Source organism: Superficieibacter sp. BNK-5, assembly GCF_047456055.1.
Classification (GTDB): Bacteria; Pseudomonadota; Gammaproteobacteria; order Enterobacterales; family Enterobacteriaceae; genus Superficieibacter.
On sequence record NZ_CP179893.1, the window covers coordinates 1,383,230 to 1,402,939 of the forward strand.

Sequence of the window (19,710 nt, forward strand, 5' to 3'; positions counted from 1 at the left end):
GCGCTACACCTGAAAGTGCAAAAAATCAGACCACCGCTCTTGAAAGAAGTTTCTTTGCACCCATTTATCTGATGTAACCCAATGAGGAACTCGCCTGCGGGGTGTTCCGGGAACCGCGACCTGTCCATGACGGAAGGTCAGTACCAAAATTCTCGCTGATTTCAGGAGCTTTTATTATGCGTAATTTCGATCTCTCTCCACTGTACCGTTCAGCTATCGGTTTTGACCGTCTGTTTAACCTGCTGGAAAACAACCAGAGCCAGAGTAATGGCGGCTATCCTCCGTACAACGTCGAGCTGGTGGATGAAGACCACTATCGTATCGCCATTGCTGTCGCTGGTTTTGCGGAGAGCGAACTGGAGATCACCGCGCAGGACAACCTGCTGATCGTCAAAGGCTCCCATGCCACCGAGCAGAAAGAGCGTACCTATCTTTACCAGGGCATCGCCGAACGTAACTTCGAGCGTAAATTCCAGCTTGCGGAAAACATTCATGTGAATGGTGCGAACCTGGTTAACGGCCTGCTGTATGTCGAGCTGGAACGCGTGGTTCCGGAAGCGAAAAAACCGCGCCGTATTGAGATCAACTAATTTCACCGGGTCGCCGCTGGCGGCCCCTCTAAACCATGCTCGCCGTCAGGGAGCATAGGCGAATCCACGGATTCGCAGGTATCAACTCGCTTCTTTGAAGGAGAATGACAATGCGTAATTACGATGTATCCCCCTTACTGCGTCAGTGGATCGGCTTCGATAAACTGGCAAACGCGCTGCAAAACACCACTGAAGGCCAGGCCTTTCCGCCATACAACATCGAAAAAGGCGACGATAACCACTATCGCATCACCCTTGCGCTGGCCGGTTTTCGTCAGGAAGATCTGGATATTCAGCTTGAAGGCACGCGCCTGACCGTCAAAGGTTCGCCGGTAAAACCGGAATCGGAACCAAAATGGCTGCATCAGGGGCTGGTTATGCAACCCTTCAGCCTGACATTCACGCTGGCGGAATATATGGAAGTGGCAGGCGCGACTTTCACTAACGGCCTGCTGCATATTGATATCGTGCGCAACGTCCCGGAGGCCATCGCCCCCCAGCGTATCGCCATTAGCGAACGTCCGGCGTTGAATAGTTAAGACGGTTATACCTTCTATCTTTAAAAGGCTCCCGTTAGGGAGCCTTTTCCGATTGCTGACAAACGTTATATCGTGGAATTATGCCTGGCGGCGCTGCGCTTGCACAGGCCTACGGTTATGAACAATCTATTGATATTGATGATTTTGTAGGCTGGGTAAGGCGAAGCCGCCACCCGGCAAAACGGCGTACACAATAACAAAAGCAAGTTTGTCATCAACTTCAAGTCCGGCTCCCTTTGTGGAGCCTTTTTTGTGCGCTACCACCCATACATCCCCCGCTATCTCTGAGAGAATCCCTCTTACCCGTAATGTTATTCACAGGGAAAAAACATGAGTGATATAGCATTGACCATCAGCGTTCTGGCGCTGGTGGCGATTGTAGGTCTGTGGATCGGCAACATCAAAATCCGTGGCGTGGGACTGGGGATCGGCGGCGTGCTGTTTGGCGGGATTATCGTCGGTCATTTTGTCGAGCAGGCCGGCGTCACGCTGAGTAGCCCGATGCTGCATTTCATTCAGGAATTTGGCCTGATCCTCTTTGTATACACCATCGGTATTCAGGTCGGGCCTGGCTTTTTCACCTCGCTGCGGGTATCGGGTCTGCGGCTGAACCTGTTTGCCATTCTGATCGTTATCCTGGGCGGGCTGGTCACTGCCATCCTGCACACGCTGTTTGCTATTCCACTGCCGGTGGTGCTCGGCATCTTCTCCGGCGCGGTCACCAATACCCCGGCGCTCGGAGCCGGGCAGCAGGTGCTGCGCGATCTTGGGGTAACGGGCGATGTGATTGACCAGATGGGGATGAGCTATGCGATGGCCTACCCGTTTGGTATTTGTGGCATTCTGCTTTCCATGTGGCTAATTCGCCTGTTCTTTCGTATCAAGGTGGATAAAGAAGCCGAGCAGTTCGACGTCAATGCGGGTAGCGGACACCAGCAACTACAAAACATTAATCTGTGCGTCGAAAATCCTAACCTGCATAACCTGGCGATCCAGGATGTCCCGTTACTTAACAGCGATAAAATCATCTGCTCGCGGCTGAAACGCGGCGAGACGCTGATGGTGCCTTCCCCCGGCACGCTGATACAGTCGGGCGATTTGCTGTATCTGGTCGGGCAGCAGGCGGATTTACGCGCGGCGCAGTTAGTGATTGGCAGAGAGGTTGAAACCGCGCTCTCGACCCACGGCACCGACCTTTGCGTGGAGCGCGTGGTGGTGACCAACGAAAAAGTGCTGGGCAAAAAACTGCGCGATCTGGATTTTAAACAGCGTTATGACGTGGTGATCTCACGGCTGAATCGCGCCGGGGTGGAACTGGTTGCCAGCAACAGCGCTGCGTTGCAGTTTGGTGACATTCTTAACCTGGTTGGCCGCCAGGCAGCAATTGACGCCGTCGCCGCCGAGCTTGGCAACGCGCAGCAAAAGCTCCAGCAGGTGCAGATGCTGCCGGTGTTTATCGGCATCGGGCTGGGCGTGCTGCTTGGCTCCGTGCCGCTCTTTATCCCGGGTTTTCCGGTGGCCTTAAAACTGGGACTCGCCGGAGGACCGCTGATTATGGCGCTGATCCTAGGGCGTATCGGCACCATCGGCAAGCTGTACTGGTTCATGCCGCCGAGCGCTAACCTGGCGCTGCGCGAGCTGGGGATCGTGCTGTTCCTCTCAGTGGTGGGGCTGAAATCCGGCGGCGATTTTGTGCATACGCTGGTTCAGGGCGATGGCCTGAGCTGGGTCGGCTATGGCATCTTTATTACCGCCATTCCGCTGATCACCGTAGGTTTACTGGCGCGTATCTTCGCTAAGATGAACTATCTGACCATTTGCGGCATGCTGGCCGGTTCGATGACCGATCCGCCGGCGCTGGCTTTTGCTAACAACCTTCACGCCACCAGCGGCGCGGCGGCGTTGTCCTATGCCACGGTTTATCCGCTGGTGATGTTTCTGAGAATAATCACGCCGCAATTGCTGGCGGTATTATTCTGGGGAATGGGTTAACGGTCAGGCATGCACGCGAAGCAGATGGTAATCCACCTGATATTCGCTGGCATTGCGGAACATAATGGAATAGTTTAAAAATTCGCCGCTATCGCTATAGGACAGTGACGTTATACGTAATAGCGGCGTACTCTCTTCAACCAGCATTAACTGCGCCATTTTTCTGTCCGCCAGAACGGGCGACAGGCTCTCATAATTCCCGGTTATTGTTATTCCGCACTCATTTTCAATATAACGAAACTTTGACCCCTCCAGATGCGCGATCGACAGGTTGCGAAACAGCTTCACCGGCATATAACTGTCTTCCAGCATGATCGGTTTATCATCGACATAGCGTAAACGCCGCGAGTAGTAGATCCGCTCATCGGTCTGGATACGTAACTGTCTGGCAATCGCAGGCGGAGCGGGCATCACCACAAACTCCAGCACTTTGCTGAAGACGATTCGGCCCTGGCTCTCCATCACCTCACACAATCCCGTCAGGTTAGTGGTTTCCTGATAAACGTCTTTCTGAATAACATAGGTGCCGCTGCCGTGTTTACGCGCAACCAGCCCCCAGTGAATTAATAAATCAATGGCTTTACGAATCGTCATGCGCGATACGCCATACTCTTCCGCCAGCTTTTTCTCACCGGGCAAGGGGCTGCCGACATTATAGTTTTCGGAATTAAGCCGCAGCCTTAATTTATCAGCAATAGATTTGTAGATCATCCCTGGACCTCTTTATGCCCTTTGCGGAACCCCAAAAAGGCGTGATTTTTCAAGGTGAAGCAAAGGTTAGTAATTGTGATTTTTTAGAGCATTCATGAACATGTCTAACATTCTCATAAAAATAAGACAACTTAGTTGAAATTAAAATCATGAGTTTGATCACAAATAATTTCAACTTCTCATGTGTTTTACCGTGCCGCTTTTTATTGTTACCCCTGCAGGACGCAATGACAAAAATAAATACTCTACATGTTCTTTAACGAGGATGTAAAAAATGCTCAGTCAAATACAACGCTTTGGCGGTGCGATGTTCACCCCGGTGCTGCTGTTTCCGTTTGCCGGAATGGTCGTCGGTATTGCCATTATGTTACAAAACCCTATGTTTGTAGGGGAATCCCTCACCCGACCGGATAGTATTTTTTACCAAATAATTAAAATTATAGAAGAGGGCGGCTGGACTATTTTTCGTAATATGCCGCTGATATTTGCTGTAGGGTTACCCCTGGGGTTAGCAAAACACGCACACGGTCGCGCCTGTCTGGCGGTATTGGTCAGTTTCCTTACCTGGAACTACTTTATTTGCGCCATGGGAATGACATGGGGCAGCTTCTTTGGCGTTAACTTTGCGAATGATCCCGTCACGGGCAGCGGTCTGACGATGATTGCCGGTATCAAAACGCTGGATACCAGTATTATTGGCGCAATTGCTATTTCCGGCATTGTTACTGCGATCCATAATCGCTTTTATGAAAAAACATTACCTGTTTTTCTCGGTATTTTTCAGGGCACGTCATTTGTGGTGATTGTCGCATTCTTTGTGATGATCCCCTGCGCATGGATAACCTTACTGTGCTGGCCAAAAGTTCAGATTGCCATTCAGTCAATGCAGATCTTTTTAAGCGGCGCGGGCGCGTTAGGGGTGTGGATTTACACCTTCCTGGAACGTATTTTAATCCCCACCGGTTTGCATCATTTTGTGTACGGTCCCTTCGTCTTTGGCCCGGCTGTCGTTGAAGGAGGACTGCAACCTTACTGGATCCAGCATCTGCACGAATTTAGTCAGAGCACTCAGCCCTTAAAAGATTTGTTCCCTGCGGGCGGTTTTTCAATGCACGGTAACTCCAAAGTCTTTGGTGCGCCTGGGGTAGCATTAGCGATTTACTCCACCGCTGCGCCGCAAAACCGGGCGAAAGTCGCTGGATTGCTTATTCCGGCAACGTTAACGGCGATTCTGGTTGGGATTACCGAGCCGCTGGAATTCACCTTCCTGTTTATCGCACCGTTCCTGTTTGTCATCCACGCCCTTCTGGCTGCCACCATGACCGCCGTTATGTATATGGCGGGTGTCGTCGGCATGTTCGGCGGGGGGATGCTCAACGAGTTTTTACCGTTGAACTGGATGCCGATGTTCCACAACCACGCTTCCGTGATGTTTATCCAGATTGGGATCGGCCTGTGTTTTACCGCGATTTGGTTTGTCGTCTTCCGTTCCCTCATCCTGCGTTTCAACCTGAAAACGCCGGGCCGTGAAGACAGCGACGTGAAACTCTACACCAAAGCCGATTATAAAGCGGCGCGTGGGCAAACTACCGCCGCCGCTGCGGATACCCGGCTCGGGCAGGCCGCCGGATTCCTCCAGGCGCTTGGCGGCGCGGGCAATATCGAGAGCGTTAATAACTGCGCTACCCGCCTGCGGATTGCATTAGTGGATATGACGCAAACCCAAAGCGACGACGTCTTTAAGGCGCTCGGTGCGCATGGGGTGGTGCGTCGCGGTAATGGCATTCAGGTCATCGTGGGGCTACACGTTCCCCAGGTCCGCGATCAGCTGGAAGCCCTGATGAAAGATTCTCTCACAATCGAAAAAACTACCCTGACAGAGGCTGTATCATGAAAAAATTCTCAGTGGTTATCGCCGGCGGCGGCAGCACATTTACGCCCGGTATTGTATTAATGTTGCTGGCAAACCAGGACCGTCTGCCGCTGCGTGCGCTGAAATTCTATGACAACGACGGCGCACGCCAGGAAATCGTGGCTGAAGCCTGCAAGGTGATCATGAAAGAGCAGGCGCCTGAAATCGATTTTAGCTACACCACCGATCCTGAAACCGCCTTTACCGACGTTGATTTTGTGATGGCGCATATTCGTGTCGGCAAATATCCGATGCGTGAGAAAGACGAGAAGATCCCGCTGCGCCATGGCGTGCTGGGCCAGGAAACCTGCGGGCCAGGTGGGATCGCCTACGGCATGCGTTCTATCGGCGGTGTACTGGAGCTGGTAGATTATATGGAGCGGTATTCGCCGAACGCGTGGATGCTGAACTACTCCAACCCGGCAGCCATCGTCGCGGAGGCCACCCGTCGCCTGCGCCCGAACGCCAAAATCCTCAATATCTGCGATATGCCGATTGGTATTGAAGGTCGCATGGCGCAAATTGTTGGGTTGCAGGATCGCAAACAAATGCGCACCCGCTACTATGGCCTCAACCACTTTGGCTGGTGGACGTCGATTGAAGATCTGGACGGTAACGACCTGATGCCGAAACTGCGTGAATACGTTGCCAGACACGGTTATGTGCCGCCCTCAAACGATCCACATACCGAGGCGAGCTGGAACGATACCTTTGCCAAAGCGAAAGATGTGCAGGCGCTGGATCCGGATACCATGCCGAATACCTATCTGAAATACTACCTCTATCCAGACTATGTGGTGGCGCATTCTAACCCGGAACGTACCCGCGCGAATGAGGTGATGGACCACCGCGAAAAACAGGTCTTCAACGCCTGCCGCGCGATTATCGAAGCCGGTCATTCCAGCGCAGGCGAGCTGGAGATCGATGAGCACGCCTCCTACATCGTGGATCTGGCCGCCGCGATTGCTTTCAACACGCAGGAGCGGATGCTGCTGATTGTGCCGAATAATGGCGCTATCCATAACTTTGATGCCGATGCGATGGTTGAAATTCCGTGTCTGGTGGGGACAAAAGGGCCAGAGCCGCTGACGGTCGGCGACATTCCGCATTTCCAGAAGGGACTGATGGGCCAGCAGGTAATGGTCGAAAAACTGGTGGTGGATGCGTGGGAATCACACTCTTATCAGAAACTGTGGCAGGCGATCACGCTCTCTAAAACGGTGCCGAGCGCGTCGGTGGCGAAAGCCATTCTGGATGATTTGATTGAGGCCAACCGGGAATACTGGCCAGAGTTGCACTAAGGGACTCGCTGGCAACCCGCAGGGGCGGGTTGCCAGCCGTCTCAAAAGTAGTGATCTTCCCGATATTCGCTGGTATTGCGATACATTATCGAGTAGTTAATAAATTCATTTTGCCGACTGTAAGTGAGGGAACTGATGCATAAAATTGGCGTCTTTTCTTTCACTTCCAGCAGGCCGGCAATCGGATTTTCCGCCAGAATCGGCGTCAGGCACTCATAATTCCCGCCAATCTGAATCTTCGCTTCTTTTTCAATATATTTAAATTTTGAGCCTTCCAGATGCGATAACGCCAGACTGCGAAAGAGTCGCACTGGCATATAACTATCTTCAATCATTAGCGGAGTGTTATTTACCGAGCGAATTCTTCTTGAGTAATACACTTGTTCATCATCACTCAATTGCAATTGGGCCGAGACAGCGTCAGAGGCCGACTGGATTTGAAAAATAAGTACCTGACTGGTTATTTTTCCATGAAAATTTTTCAATGCCTTAAAGAAGCCCGGCAAATTTTTGGTTCCCGGATAAACATTCTTATGCATGATAAAAGTGCCGCTGCCGTTTTTTCTGAAAACTAACCCCCAGCTAACTAAAAGATCGATCGCCTTGCGAACGGTCATCCTTGATACGCCAAACTCTTCCGCCAGTCGGTGCTCGCCGGGAAGCGCACTTCCGACGGCGTATTCTGCTGTGCCAATTCGAATACGTAAGGTATTAGCGATGGCTTTGTAGATCATCTGTAGACCTCTTTCCCTTTAAGTGAACGGTTGATTGCACGCTGTAATACATTGATTTTTAGTGTTTTAATTTTTACATGTTTTTTTGGCTTTCTCAACCTGCCCAGAATAAAGCAAAAAAATGTACAGGTTGGGAAAAATAAAAATTTGAGCCTTATCACAAATAAAAATTTTCTGACGACGGTGCTTTAACACTCCCGTTTTATTGTGCTGATGATTTTTATTGCTTTCCGCATTATATAGGGTGTATGCAAAATATATAAGGATTAAAAAATGCTAAGTCAAATACAACGTTTTGGCGGCGCTATGTTTACGCCAGTACTGCTATTTCCTTTTTCTGGAATGGTTGTGGGTATCGCTATTCTGTTACAAAATCCGATGTTTGTGGGCGAGTCGTTAACATCGCCGGATTGCTTATTTGCACAAATTATCCATATTATCGAAGAAGGCGGCTGGACAGTCTTCAAAAATATGCCGCTGGTATTTGCGATTGGCTTACCTATCGGGCTGGCAAAAAACGCGCAGGCGCGAGCCTGTCTTGCGGTCTTGATGAGTTTCCTGACCTGGAACTATTTAATTAACGCGATGGGAACCACCTGGGGTGGCTTTTTCGGCGTTGATTTTGGTATTGATCCTGTTGCCGGCAGCGGGTTGACCATGATGGCGGGTATCAAAACGTTAGATACCAGTATTATCGGTGCCATTGTTATTTCCGGCTTTGTCACCGCCTTACATAACCGTTTTTTTGATAAAACACTGCCGACGTGTCTCGGGATATTTCAGGGCACATCCTTTGTGGTGATTGTGGCATTCTTCGCGATGATCCCCTGCGCCTGGCTAACGCTGTTCTGCTGGCCCAAAGTCCAGGTGGGAATTGAGTCGTTACAGGACTTTTTACGCACCTCCGGCGCGCTGGGCGTATGGGTCTATACCTTCCTGGAACGTATTCTGATCCCCACCGGTCTGCATCATTTTGTCTATGGTCCCTTTATGTTCGGCCCGGCTGCGGTTGAAGGTGGCATTGGGGTTTACTGGGCGCAGCATCTGCATGAATTTAGCCAGACCACCGAGTCGATCAAAACCCTCTTCCCGGAAGGTGGATTCGGTCTGTTCGGCAACTCAAAAGTGTTTGGCGCGCCGGGCATTGCGCTGGCGTTCTATTACACGGCGTCGCCGGCTAACCGTAAAAAAATTGCGGGCCTGTTAATTCCCGCGACGTTGACGGCCATTCTTGTTGGCGTCACCGAGCCGCTGGAGTTCACCTTCCTCTTTATTTGCCCGCCGCTGTTCGCCCTCCATGCGGTGCTGGCGGCGACCATGGCGACCACGATGTACCTTGCTGGCGTGTCGGCTAACCTCGGCGGCGGTCTTATTGATACCTTCATTCCGCAGGTCTGGCTACCGCTGTTCTACAACCACACGACGATGATCGTCACCCAAATCGTCATTGGTCTGATCTTTACCGGCATTTATTTCGTGGTCTTCCGGTGGCTGATCCTGCGCTTCAACCTGAAAACGCCGGGGCGTGAAGACAGCGAAGTGAAGCTCTATACCAAAGCCGATTATAAAGCGGCGCGTGCACAAACCGCTGCGGCTACCCCTGACGCGAAACTTAGCCAGGCGGCTGGCTTCCTTCAGGCGCTGGGCGGCGCGGGCAACATTGAAAGCGTCAACAACTGCGCTACCCGGCTGCGCATCACCGTGGTCGATATCACAAGAATGGAAAGCGACGACATCTTCAAAGCGCTTGGCGCACACGGCGTTGTCCGGCGCGGCAATGCGGTACAGGTGATTGTCGGGCTACATGTGCCTCAGGTGCGCGACCAGCTTGAATCCCTGATGAAAATCCCCTTAACGAAACCATCTCAATCCATGACGGAGGCTGTATCATGAAAAAATTCTCAGTGGTGATTGCCGGCGGCGGCAGCACCTTTACGCCCGGTATTGTGTTGATGCTGCTGGCAAACCAGGACCGGTTGCCGCTGCGTTCACTGAAGTTCTATGACAACGACGGTGCGCGTCAGGAGATCGTGGCAGAAGCCTGCAAGGTGATCATGCAGGAGCAGGCACCGGACATTGACTTCAGCTATACCACCGATCCTGAAACCGCCTTTACCGACGTCGATTTTGTGATGGCGCATATCCGCGTCGGCAAATACCCGATGCGTGAGAAAGACGAAAAAATCCCGCTGCGCCACGGCGTGCTGGGTCAGGAAACCTGCGGGCCGGGCGGGATTGCCTACGGCATGCGTTCTATCGGCGGCGTGCTGGAGCTGGTGGACTATATGGAAAAATATTCGCCGAACGCGTGGATGCTGAACTACTCCAACCCGGCGGCGATTGTGGCGGAAGCAACGAACCGCCTGCGTCCGAATGCCAAAATCCTCAACATCTGCGACATGCCGATTGGCATCGAAAGCCGTTTCGCGCAGATTGCCGGACTGCAAAGCCGCAAGCAGATGCGCACGCGCTATTACGGCCTTAACCATTTCGGCTGGTGGTCGTCAATTGAAGATCTGGACGGCAATGACCTGATGCCCATGCTGCGCGCCCATGCGGAAAAACATGGCTACGTTCCGCTGTCCGACGTGCCGCCAACGGAAGCTAGCTGGAACGATACGTTCGTAAAAATGAAAGATGTTTGCCTGCTGGACCCGGATACGTTGCCTAATACCTATCTGAAATACTATCTCTATCCAGACTATGTAGTGGCGCACTCCAACCCGGAGCGCACCCGCGCGAATGAGGTGATGGATCATCGTGAGAAGCATGTCTTCAACGCCTGTCGCGCCATTACCGCCGCCGGTCATTCCGCCGCCGGAGAACTGGAGATCGACGAGCATGCTTCCTACATCGTGGATCTGGCCGCGGCGATCGCCTTCAACACGCAGGAACGGATGCTATTGATTGTGCCGAATAATGGGGCCATCCATAACTTTGACGCCGATGCGATGGTCGAAATCCCCTGTCTGGTGGGTAAAAGTGGGCCGGAGCCGCTGACGGTCGGCGATATTCCGCATTTCCAGAAGGGATTGATGGGCCAGCAGTTGATGGTCGAAAAACTGGTGGTGGAGGCGTGGGAATCACACTCTTATCAGAAACTGTGGCAGGCGATCACGCTCTCTAAAACGGTGCCGAGCGCGTCGGTGGCAAAAGCCATTCTGGACGATTTGATTGAAGCCAACCGGGAATACTGGCCGGAACTGCGCTAATTTTTGGGCCGGGTAGCATTGCGTTACCCGGCTTTATTTTCCCTGCCGCAGCACCGCCGACGGCGCATAGCCAAATTTCCGCTTAAACGCTTTGCTGAAGTGAAATGAGTCAAAAAAGTTCAGCATATCGGCCACGTTGCTCACCGAATTCCCTTCCTGCTTAAGCAGCGACAGCGCCAGGTCCAGACGCGCGTCCAGAGAATACTCCTTGGGCGTTTTCCCGGTATAGCGTAAAAAGAGGCGGCGCAAATACTGCTCGCTGCACTGCATCCACTGGGCCATCTCCGCCACGCTCCACTGTTTTTGCAGATCCGAATGCAGCAGGCTAATCAGCTTTTCTATCTGGATAAGCTGACGGTCTTTGGTGCCGTTTTCAAAAATCAGGCAAATCCATTGGTAGATAATCTTGGTAAGAAAGGCAACGGCCAGATTATTTTTTAATGGATTGCGGCTGGCAATCAGGCTGGCAACTTCATTAAGTTCATCCTTAAACGCATCGCCGTTATAAATAATAGCCTGCTGTAATAAAGGAATTTCCATAACGCTGGTAGGGACAAATTCCATCCAGTATTGTTCCCAAATTAAACCATCGCAATGATAGGATTTTATATCCATTGGTTTTAAGAATATAACGCAATTGCCATTAAGGATAATTTCGGAATTGTCGGTAAGAATGATTTTCCCGCAGCCCTGAAGGGTGTAAACGGCTACCCATGAATTCGCGATTAATGGCTTTTTCTTGTCGCGAGGCCATATGACACGGTAGCTCTCATCGGCAAGGGTATGCCATAGCGAGATGAGTGAAATTCCGCTTGAGATCACATTTTCTTCAAGAACTAACGGAATATTGTACGTAGTTTCGTTTTTTACATGCGAAAATTGAATTTTTCCATTCATTTTAATTTCCCGTCAGCGAATTATGCCCACAACCTGAGTTATGGAATTTAGCAAAAAAAGAGCCGCTCAGGGATACATTGCATCTCGTTTTATGCATTTCACCTTCCAGACTGCCGCTATGTGAATAGCTCTGATTCACAGAGATGCGTTCTGAAAGATGCGATGCCTGGAAATCTCATTGCCTAACCCGGAAATGCTATTCCTCTTACCCTTCTGGCACCGGGATATAAACAAAAAGGGCTACAAGATGAATGCTACGCAAATTTTGAGCTTTGTCGGATTTACTTTACTGGTGGCCGTTATCACCTGGTGGAAAGTGCGCAAAGCGGATACCGGCTCGCAACAAGGTTACTTCCTGGCCGGACGTTCGCTTAAGGCACCCGTGATCGCCGCTTCCCTGATGTTAACGAACCTCTCAACCGAACAACTGGTGGGACTCTCCGGTCAGGCTTACAAAAGCGGAATGTCGGTGATGGGCTGGGAGGTGACCTCCGCCGTCACGCTAATCCTGCTGGCGCTGATTTTTCTGCCGCGTTATTTGCAGCGCGGTATCGCCACCATCCCCGATTTTCTTGAAGAGCGTTACGATAAAACCACGCGCATTATTATCGATTTTTGCTTCCTTATCGCGACCGGCATCTGCTTCCTGCCGATTGTCCTCTACTCCGGCGCGCTGGCGCTCAACAGCCTCTTTCATGTCGGCGAATCGCTGGGTCTCTCGCAGGGCGCGGCGATCTGGCTGCTGGTTGTGTTGCTGGGGCTGGCCGGGATTTTGTATGCCGTCATCGGCGGCCTGCGGGCGATGGCGATTGCCGACTCGATTAACGGCATCGGACTGGTGATTGGCGGCCTGATGGTGCCGATCTTCGGTTTAATCGCTATGGGCGGTGGCAGTTTTCTCCAGGGAATTGAACGGCTCACCACCGTTCACGCGGAAAAACTCAATTCGATTGGCAGCAACTCCGACCCGCTGCCGATTGGCGCGGCGTTTACCGGCCTGATTCTGGTGAATACCTTCTACTGGTGTACCAACCAGGGCATTGTACAGCGAACGCTGGCGTCGAAAAGCCTGGCGGAAGGGCAGAAAGGCGCGCTGTTGACGGCAGTGCTTAAAATGCTCGATCCGCTGATTCTGGTGCTGCCCGGCTTAATCGCCTTTCATCTGTACCAGGATTTGCCGAGTGCCGATATGGCCTATCCGACGCTGGTGAATAAAGTCATGCCGTTGCCGTTGGTCGGCTTTTTCGGTGCGGTTCTATTTGGCGCGGTGATCAGTACCTTTAACGGTTTTTTGAACAGTGCCAGTACGCTATTCAGCATGGGGATTTACCGGCGCATCATCAACGAAAATGCACAGCCGGACCAACTGGTGCGCACAGGGCGCAAATTCGGTCTGTTTATCGCGGTGGTGTCGGTGCTGGTAGCGCCGTGGATCGCTAATGCGCCGCAGGGCCTGTATAGCTGGATGAAGCAGCTTAATGGTATTTATAACGTACCGCTGGTGACGATTATTATTATGGGCTTTTTCTTCCCGCGCATTCCTGCGCTGGCAGCGAAGGTAGCCATGTTCCTCGGCATCGTCAGCTATATCACCATCAACTATCTGGTGAAGTTCGATTTCCATTTTCTCTATGTGCTGGCCTGCACGTTCTGCATCAATGTGGTGGTGATGTTGATCATCGGCGCGATCAAACCGCGCGCCACCCCGTTCAAATTCCAGGACGCTTTCGCCGTGGATATGAAGCCGTGGAAAAACGTGAAGATCGCCTCCGTTGGCATACTGTTCGCGATGATTGGCGTCTATTCCGGCCTTGCACAATATGGCGGCTACGGTACGCGCTGGCTGACTATCGTCAGTTATGGCATCACCGCCGTCGTGGTGATTTACCTGATTATTGATAGCTGGCGCAACCGCCATACTCTTGCGGTGACGTCTGCATCTGACGTTAAGGAAAATTTATGAGTCGCCCCAATTTTTTGTTCATCATGACCGACACGCAGGCCACCAATATGGTGGGCTGCTACAGCGGCAAGCCGCTCAACACCCACCATATCGATCGGCTCGCGGGGGAGGGTATTCGCTTTAATTCCGCTTATACCTGCGCCCCGGTTTGCACGCCTGCTCGCGCGGGCCTGTTTACCGGCATCTATTCTAATCAGTCAGGACCGTGGACCAATAACGTCGCTCCCGGCAAAAACATCTCGACGATGGGGCGCTATTTTAAAGACGCGGGCTACCACACCTGCTATATCGGTAAATGGCACCTGGACGGTCACGACTATTTCGGCACCGGCGTTTGCCCGCCGGAATGGGATGCGGATTACTGGTATGACGGGGCTAATTACCTGGCGGAGCTGACCGAGGAGGAAATTGGCCTGTGGCGCAACGGATTGAACAACGTTGAAGATTTAAACGCTAATCATATCGATGAGACATTCACCTGGGCGCATCGTATCAGCAATCGCGCCGTGGATTTTCTGCAACAGCCCGCGCGCGATGATGAATCCTTCCTGATGGTGGTCTCCTATGATGAGCCGCATCACCCCTTCACCTGCCCGGTGGAGTATCTGGAGAAGTACGAGGATTTTTATTACGACCTCGGGGAAAAAGCGCACGACGATTTGCACAACAAACCTGAGCACCACCGCCTGTGGGCGCAGGCGATGCCATCGCCGGTGGGAGCGGACGGGCGCTATCATCATCCGATGTATTTTGCCTGCAACGATTTTGTCGACGATCAGATTGGCCGGGTCATCGACGCCCTGACGCCGGAGCAGCGTGACAATACCTGGGTTATTTATACCTCCGATCACGGCGAAATGATGGGCGCGCACAAACTCATCAGTAAAGGCGCGGCAATGTATGACGATATCACCCGCATCCCGCTGATTATGCGTCCGCCGCACGGCAAGCCGACGCAGGTAAACACCCCGGTCAGCCATATCGATCTGCTGCCGACGATGATGGCGCTGGCAGGCATCGAGAAGCCAGCAATTCTGCCGGGCGAGAACATCCTCAACGCGTCTGAAACGCGCGGCGTGATGGTAGAGTTCAACCGTTATGAGATTGAGCACGACAGCTTCGGCGGTTTTATTCCGGTACGCTGCTGGGTGACCGATCGCTATAAACTGGTGCTCAACCTGTTTACCAGCGATGAACTGTACGATCGGCACAACGACCCTGACGAGCTACGCAACCTTATCGATGAACCGTCACTCGCCGATGTGCGTAACCAGATGCACGATGCGCTGCTGGATTATATGGATAAGATCCGCGATCCGTTCCGCACCTATCAATGGAGCCTGCGACCGTGGCGCAGGGACGCCCAGCCGCGCTGGATGGGCGCTTTCCGCCCGCGTCCCGAAGACGGCTATTCGCCGGTGGTGCGCGATTACGACACCGGCCTGCCGACGCAGGGCGTCAAGGTGGAAGAGAAGAAGCAGAAGTTTTAATCGCGACGCTTCCAGTAATACGGAGAGGAAGATGACAAACTTCTTTTAGAACGTATATTTGTTCAACTGCCGGGTGGCGCTGCGCTTACCCGGCCCTGGATAATCTGAAATATCCTGAGATTATGCGTTGAAAAATTCCCGTGACGCGTGAAACATTCTCTTGCGCCCTTATTACGTTTATCCTGTTTGCACAGAATAGAATCAAAAGGATGAAGTCGTGATGAAAATTTCCCGCCTCGGAGAAGCGCCGGATTACCGTTTCTCGCTGGCAAATGAACGTACTTTTCTGGCGTGGATCCGCACCGCGCTGGGCTTTCTGGCGGCGGGTGTCGGGCTGGATCAGCTTGCGCCGGATTTCGCCACGCCCGCCATCCGCGAGCTGCTGGCCCTGTTGCTTTGCCTGTTCGCGGGGGGCCTGTCGATTTATGGCTATCTGCGCTGGCTGCGGAATGAGAAGGCGATGCGGCTAAAAGAGGATTTACCCTATACCCGCACCTTACTGGTCATCAGCATCATTTTGCTGCTCGTGGTGATCATGGTGATGGCGCTGGTCCTGTATGGCGGATAACCGCAAAGCCCGTCGCGAATCAGATCCTGGCCTGCAACCAGAACGCACCTCTCTGGCCTGGTTTCGTACCTTATTGGGCTACAGCGCGCTGATGGCGCTGGCGGTAAAGCATCACTGGCACGAAGCCGGGGCTCTATTCTGGGTTTCGATTGCCGTGCTGATCGTGGTCGCCGCGCTGATCTGGCACTATACCCGCAGCCGCAGCCTGATGGACGTTGAACACGGCGATTTCGCGCAGCCGCGCGTGGTACGTGATAAATTTTTGATCTCCCTCGCGGTCCTGTCGCTCGCATTGTTGTTTGCTGTTACGCATATACGTCAGCTCATCTTATTGATTCAGGAATACCTGTAACAGGATGTCACGTCATGGACGATGCTGTTTTTGAGTCTTGCCTCCACCTGCCCGAAGAGATGCGGGTTAACTTCGTCATTAGCCAACAGCCGCAGCGGGTCTACCGCTATCTGCGTGAACGCCACCTGTCGCGCATTCACTTTTATCCGCTGGTGGAACAGGCTGCCAACGGGCAACTCAGCGCAGAGTCGGTAACGGGAGAGGCGTGGGGAAATTTCTTAAGCGCGATCTTCGATATCTGGGTGAGAGAGGATATCGGGCGCGTATCGATACCGCTGTTTGAGGATACGCTTAACGTCTGGCAGGAGCGTCAGCATGACGATGCGGTACAGGAAACGTTATCCGCGACATGCCGTAACTGTACGCAGTTACGTTTCTGCCTGGGGTGCCGGATAGCGAGCGAGGGCGTTTTATGCAGCGGCTACCGCCAGTTTTTCGCCTATAGCGCCCCGTATATGCGGGTGATGCGGGATTTGCTAAAGCAGCATCGTTCGCCGATGGAGTTGATGGCGCTACTGCGCTGATTAAAGGAATCGTTATGGTTGGACACTTTTGCTGATCCTTTCATATTCGCTTTTTAACCAGGCTATGCGGTGCGGCAACTCTTGCTGAATAAAAGAGGAGGGCACATTATAGTCTTCTGGATTTGACATAAGCTCGGTCAATAACGATTCAAGGATGATATAAAGCGGAATGTGATGTAGCGCCTGGAACCGACGGTACGAACGTTGCCAGATGACGTCGCAATAATAATTTAGGTATTTTCTGCTCTCGCGGAATTCCAGTGTTTCAAATTTATCAAGAAGATAATTATAAACGGGCACCGCTAATGCTTTAATACGGGCGACTTCCGTTAGCTTATCTTTCCCCATCGGGACGGTAGCGTTGGCCAGACGAGAACGGATACAGGCTATTGGATTCAGGACCAGCACTTTTGCATGACTTGTCACATCCCCCTGATACTCTGGCAGTACGCAGTACGGCTCCGTATTGAGCAATAATTTTTTATCTGAAAAGTCATCCACGTCAAAACCAGCAGGACGGTCAATAATATCCACCACGTTAGGCTCCCTTTCTCGTGGGTTCAAAAATATCCCTTCTTCATCCTCTTTAATTTTCCCGGTATCTTTATCGATAAGATCCAGAACAGCAATAGACGGTGGGTTGAAGACTTTTTGTAAATGAGCATCGACATTAAAAACGCGGGCAATTATAGCGACGCTTTCTCTGCGGGTAACGTAATCAACGTCTACAGATGAGATGTAAATGACATCGGGTTTCTTTTCGTATGCCTGTAAGTAAACCTCATACCAGTACATTACGGCCTGACCGCCAACAGTAATGACTGGCGAAGGAAGTTGGTCCGCATTACGCATCAGGTAGCGGTTTAGCTTAATAATTTGCTCTTCTGGAGGAATAACAGGCTTAACCATAATAACCCCTTAATGTGATGGGTTATCATACGCCCTAACAAGCCACAGAGGGTCAGAAGAAAGAGATTTTACGCGGTTTTTTACAGGGCACTATGCTACTGGGCGCACGCTCCATCACCTGGCTGGGTGTCTGCCCGCTACGAACCGCTTCTACCTGTTGCTGGTAGCCTTGCTGATGGCGTTTTTTTCTTTCCTGTGCAGACATGGCAATCACCCGACTGGTCAATATATATGCTAAATATACGCTGGTTAGGCCACTGTCGCAAATCCCTTCACGCCAGCCGTAACAGTATCGCCCCCGCTGCTATTCCGCAGGCGGCCAGCACGCGCAGCGGCGTCACCCGCTCCTTCAAAAAAACCGCAGCGATCAGCGCGCCAAACAGAATCGACGTTTCACGCAGCGCGGCAACCACGGCCAGCGGTGCCTGGGTCATCGCCCACAGCGCCAGACCGTATGATCCCATCGTACCGATACCGCCGGGAATACCTTTCTTCCAGTGGCGCACCAGATAGCGCGTGGCCTCATGACGACGGGCCAGCATCGCCCAGCTCAGCAGGCAGGCTCCGTTCATAAAAAAGGTCCATAAGGTATAGCCGAGCGCGGTGCCGGAGACGCGCACGCCGTTGCCGTCAACCAGCGTATAGCCGGCAATAAAACAGGCGTTGAGCAGGGCGAGCCAGACCCCTTTTTGCAGGCGAAAATGGCCGTTAAAGGCCATCGCGAGAATGGCAACACAGATAACGCCGATGCCTGTCCACGCCAGTTGGGAAAGATGTTCGCCGAGTAGCGTCACGCTCACCAGCGCGACCAGCAGCGGAGCCGTGCCGCGCATCAGCGGGTAGGTCTGGCTCATGTCCGAGATTTGATAGGTCTTCGCCACCAGTACCGTATACACCACCTGTAGCGCGCAGGAGGCAATCAGATACGGCACGCTCGCCAGCGTGGGCTGAGCAGAAAAGGGCAGCATGATCAGCGCGATAAGCGCCGCAGAACCGCTTACACTAATTGCGGAGTAGAGTTTGTCGCTGCCTGCTTTAACGATGGCATTCCAGCTCGCATGCAGCAGCGCGGCGAAAAGCAGGACACAGAAAACGGTGAGGGTCATGGTATGCAATGGTGATTGGTTGTCACAAAAACGTAACATAATAACGACGGATGAAACCAGCGCAAATTTGTGAGAGAGGGGCAGTTTCCCGCCCCTCTCAGGTGCGGCTTGAACCTGATTTACCGCAGGTATTTCAGGACAGCATCAAGCAGTTGCAACAAGGCAACAATGAGTTTCAGGATAAGAATGACCATATCCATTTCGCCCATACGCTTCTCCTTTGGGTAAAGGAGCACGACCGACTGACGTACCTTTCCGCCGCCTGTTGCCAGCCGTATTATTGGCGTAACACAGTGTGCTCTCTCGGGATTAAGGCACTGACGGCACCACCCGTTTCAGCCAGGACTTCTATCGCGCCGTAATAGAGCGGACCCCGAATGTCACACTGCGAACATAACCAGTATAGATAAATACTGTATTTATGAACAGTATTTTATGGACAAAAAAAGGTCTCTGATCCATACTCAACGGGTCAAAATAGCAACGGAAAATTGCGCGTTCTTGCGAGATCGCGTATACTTCTCGCGTTGACGTAACACAGTGTGCTCTGCGGTTACCACCCGCAGAACCCTGAAAAAACCTCGCTCCGGCGGGGTTTTTTGTTTTAACGACTTTGTAACGGAAATGTGATCGACAACCCAATTTCGCCGCGACGCGCAAAAAGCGGTTGTTTCAGGCGAATTCCTGTGCTTGTATGAAACAACGTAAACCATAAGCAATCAGGTCCCTAATGAACCCTTCCATGCTGAACACGACGCTACTAACAACCGCGCTACCCGCTGCGGCTGTCGTCGTGCGTGTGGTGGTCGTCGTCGGCAATGCGCCGTAGGGTCCGGAACACACGATTCCAAAACCCCGCCGGCGCAAACCGGGCGGGGTTTTTCGTTTAAGAACCTACCCGGAAAGTCGG

General features: G+C 52.3%; 20 protein-coding genes and 1 other annotated feature. Of the genes, 13 read left to right on the plus strand and 7 right to left on the minus strand.

Annotated elements, in window-relative coordinates:
- The first annotated feature begins 105 nt into the window (after positions 1-105).
- Positions 106-183: a sequence feature (ROSE (Repression Of Heat Shock gene Expression) occurs in the 5'-region of heat shock genes and acts as an RNA thermometer to modulate expression.), on the plus strand.
- From ibpA to ACMGGS_RS06650, 3 genes are all read left to right on the plus strand, one after another.
- Entirely contained in the window at positions 177-590 is a 414-nt protein-coding gene (ibpA, locus tag ACMGGS_RS06640) for a small heat shock chaperone IbpA (RefSeq protein WP_176918515.1), read from the plus strand. (Overlaps the previous feature by 7 nt.)
- A 110-nt stretch (positions 591-700) precedes the next feature.
- Positions 701-1,129, plus strand: coding sequence for a small heat shock chaperone IbpB (gene ibpB / locus ACMGGS_RS06645; RefSeq protein ID WP_176918514.1), 429 nt, complete (start codon positions 701-703; stop codon positions 1,127-1,129).
- A 330-nt stretch (positions 1,130-1,459) separates the two neighbouring features.
- The gene (locus ACMGGS_RS06650) at positions 1,460-3,121 is read left to right on the plus strand and encodes a putative transporter (protein ID WP_414165492.1); all 1,662 of its coding nucleotides are present in this window, start codon (positions 1,460-1,462) and stop codon (positions 3,119-3,121) included.
- 3 nt (positions 3,122-3,124) lie between these two features.
- On the opposite strand, the gene ACMGGS_RS06655 is transcribed toward ACMGGS_RS06650, so the two are convergent.
- The gene (locus ACMGGS_RS06655) at positions 3,125-3,832 is read right to left on the minus strand and encodes a UTRA domain-containing protein (RefSeq protein ID WP_176918510.1); all 708 of its coding nucleotides are present in this window, start codon (positions 3,830-3,832) and stop codon (positions 3,125-3,127) included.
- Between the two features lie 274 nt (positions 3,833-4,106).
- On the opposite strand from ACMGGS_RS06655, the gene ACMGGS_RS06660 reads away from it, so the two are divergent.
- Together ACMGGS_RS06660 and ACMGGS_RS06665 are read left to right on the plus strand one after the other, a co-directional pair.
- Positions 4,107-5,726, plus strand: coding sequence for an alpha-glucoside-specific PTS transporter subunit IIBC (locus ACMGGS_RS06660; protein WP_414165493.1), 1,620 nt, complete (start codon positions 4,107-4,109; stop codon positions 5,724-5,726).
- On the plus strand, positions 5,723-7,045 hold the full coding sequence (locus ACMGGS_RS06665; protein WP_414165494.1) for a 6-phospho-alpha-glucosidase: 1,323 nt from the start codon (positions 5,723-5,725) through the stop codon (positions 7,043-7,045). Before ACMGGS_RS06660 ends, ACMGGS_RS06665 begins: the two co-directional genes overlap by 4 nt.
- A 41-nt stretch (positions 7,046-7,086) precedes the next feature.
- Here the strand turns inward: ACMGGS_RS06665 and ACMGGS_RS06670 are convergent, their stop codons facing one another.
- Positions 7,087-7,779 carry a GntR family transcriptional regulator gene (locus ACMGGS_RS06670; RefSeq protein ID WP_414165495.1) on the minus strand — a complete coding sequence of 231 codons (693 nt, stop codon included), beginning with the start codon at positions 7,777-7,779 and terminating at the stop codon, positions 7,087-7,089.
- A 273-nt stretch (positions 7,780-8,052) separates the two neighbouring features.
- Here ACMGGS_RS06670 and ACMGGS_RS06675 point away from each other — a divergent pair, with 273 nt between their 5' ends.
- Positions 8,053-9,672 carry an alpha-glucoside-specific PTS transporter subunit IIBC gene (locus ACMGGS_RS06675; RefSeq protein ID WP_414165496.1) on the plus strand — a complete coding sequence of 540 codons (1,620 nt, stop codon included), beginning with the start codon at positions 8,053-8,055 and terminating at the stop codon, positions 9,670-9,672.
- Entirely contained in the window at positions 9,669-10,991 is a 1,323-nt protein-coding gene (locus ACMGGS_RS06680; protein WP_414165497.1) for a 6-phospho-alpha-glucosidase, read from the plus strand. The genes ACMGGS_RS06675 and ACMGGS_RS06680 overlap by 4 nt, the downstream gene beginning before the upstream one ends.
- A 33-nt stretch (positions 10,992-11,024) precedes the next feature.
- On the opposite strand, the gene ACMGGS_RS06685 is transcribed toward ACMGGS_RS06680, so the two are convergent.
- Positions 11,025-11,888 carry a helix-turn-helix transcriptional regulator gene (locus ACMGGS_RS06685; RefSeq protein WP_414165498.1) on the minus strand — a complete coding sequence of 288 codons (864 nt, stop codon included), beginning with the start codon at positions 11,886-11,888 and terminating at the stop codon, positions 11,025-11,027.
- A gap of 247 nt (positions 11,889-12,135) precedes the next feature.
- Between ACMGGS_RS06685 and ACMGGS_RS06690 the strand changes: the two genes are divergently transcribed.
- The 5 genes from ACMGGS_RS06690 to ACMGGS_RS06710 all read left to right on the plus strand — a co-directional run bounded on the left by ACMGGS_RS06690 (position 12,136) and on the right by ACMGGS_RS06710 (position 16,785).
- The gene (locus ACMGGS_RS06690; protein WP_176918503.1) at positions 12,136-13,851 is read left to right on the plus strand and encodes a solute:sodium symporter family transporter; all 1,716 of its coding nucleotides are present in this window, start codon (positions 12,136-12,138) and stop codon (positions 13,849-13,851) included.
- Positions 13,848-15,341 carry a sulfatase-like hydrolase/transferase gene (locus tag ACMGGS_RS06695; protein WP_414165499.1) on the plus strand — a complete coding sequence of 498 codons (1,494 nt, stop codon included), beginning with the start codon at positions 13,848-13,850 and terminating at the stop codon, positions 15,339-15,341. Before ACMGGS_RS06690 ends, ACMGGS_RS06695 begins: the two co-directional genes overlap by 4 nt.
- A gap of 220 nt (positions 15,342-15,561) precedes the next feature.
- Positions 15,562-15,909 (plus strand): DUF202 domain-containing protein, encoded by a 348-nt coding sequence (locus ACMGGS_RS06700; RefSeq protein WP_176918572.1) that lies wholly within the window; start codon positions 15,562-15,564, stop codon positions 15,907-15,909.
- The gene (locus ACMGGS_RS06705; protein WP_414165500.1) at positions 15,899-16,261 is read left to right on the plus strand and encodes a DUF202 domain-containing protein; all 363 of its coding nucleotides are present in this window, start codon (positions 15,899-15,901) and stop codon (positions 16,259-16,261) included. Before ACMGGS_RS06700 ends, ACMGGS_RS06705 begins: the two co-directional genes overlap by 11 nt.
- A gap of 14 nt (positions 16,262-16,275) precedes the next feature.
- Positions 16,276-16,785, plus strand: coding sequence for a radical SAM protein (locus tag ACMGGS_RS06710; protein WP_414165501.1), 510 nt, complete (start codon positions 16,276-16,278; stop codon positions 16,783-16,785).
- A 12-nt stretch (positions 16,786-16,797) separates the two neighbouring features.
- Here the strand turns inward: ACMGGS_RS06710 and ACMGGS_RS06715 are convergent, their stop codons facing one another.
- The 4 genes from ACMGGS_RS06715 to tisB form a co-directional block, all read right to left on the minus strand.
- Complete coding sequence (locus ACMGGS_RS06715; RefSeq protein WP_414165502.1) at positions 16,798-17,694, minus strand: hypothetical protein; 897 nt, start codon at positions 17,692-17,694, stop codon at positions 16,798-16,800.
- A 52-nt stretch (positions 17,695-17,746) separates the two neighbouring features.
- Complete coding sequence (locus tag ACMGGS_RS06720) at positions 17,747-17,899, minus strand: hypothetical protein (RefSeq protein WP_414165503.1); 153 nt, start codon at positions 17,897-17,899, stop codon at positions 17,747-17,749.
- Positions 17,900-17,966: 67 nt separating this feature from the next.
- Positions 17,967-18,800: an EamA family transporter gene (locus ACMGGS_RS06725; RefSeq protein ID WP_414165504.1), complete on the minus strand. Its 834-nt coding sequence runs from the start codon at positions 18,798-18,800 to the stop codon at positions 17,967-17,969.
- Between the two features lie 119 nt (positions 18,801-18,919).
- The gene (tisB, locus tag ACMGGS_RS06730) at positions 18,920-19,009 is read right to left on the minus strand and encodes a type I toxin-antitoxin system toxin TisB (RefSeq protein WP_103676286.1); all 90 of its coding nucleotides are present in this window, start codon (positions 19,007-19,009) and stop codon (positions 18,920-18,922) included.
- Positions 19,010-19,530: 521 nt separating this feature from the next.
- Here tisB and ivbL point away from each other — a divergent pair.
- Entirely contained in the window at positions 19,531-19,629 is a 99-nt protein-coding gene (ivbL, locus tag ACMGGS_RS06735; protein WP_176918496.1) for an ilvB operon leader peptide IvbL, read from the plus strand.
- Positions 19,630-19,710 lie beyond the last annotated feature (81 nt).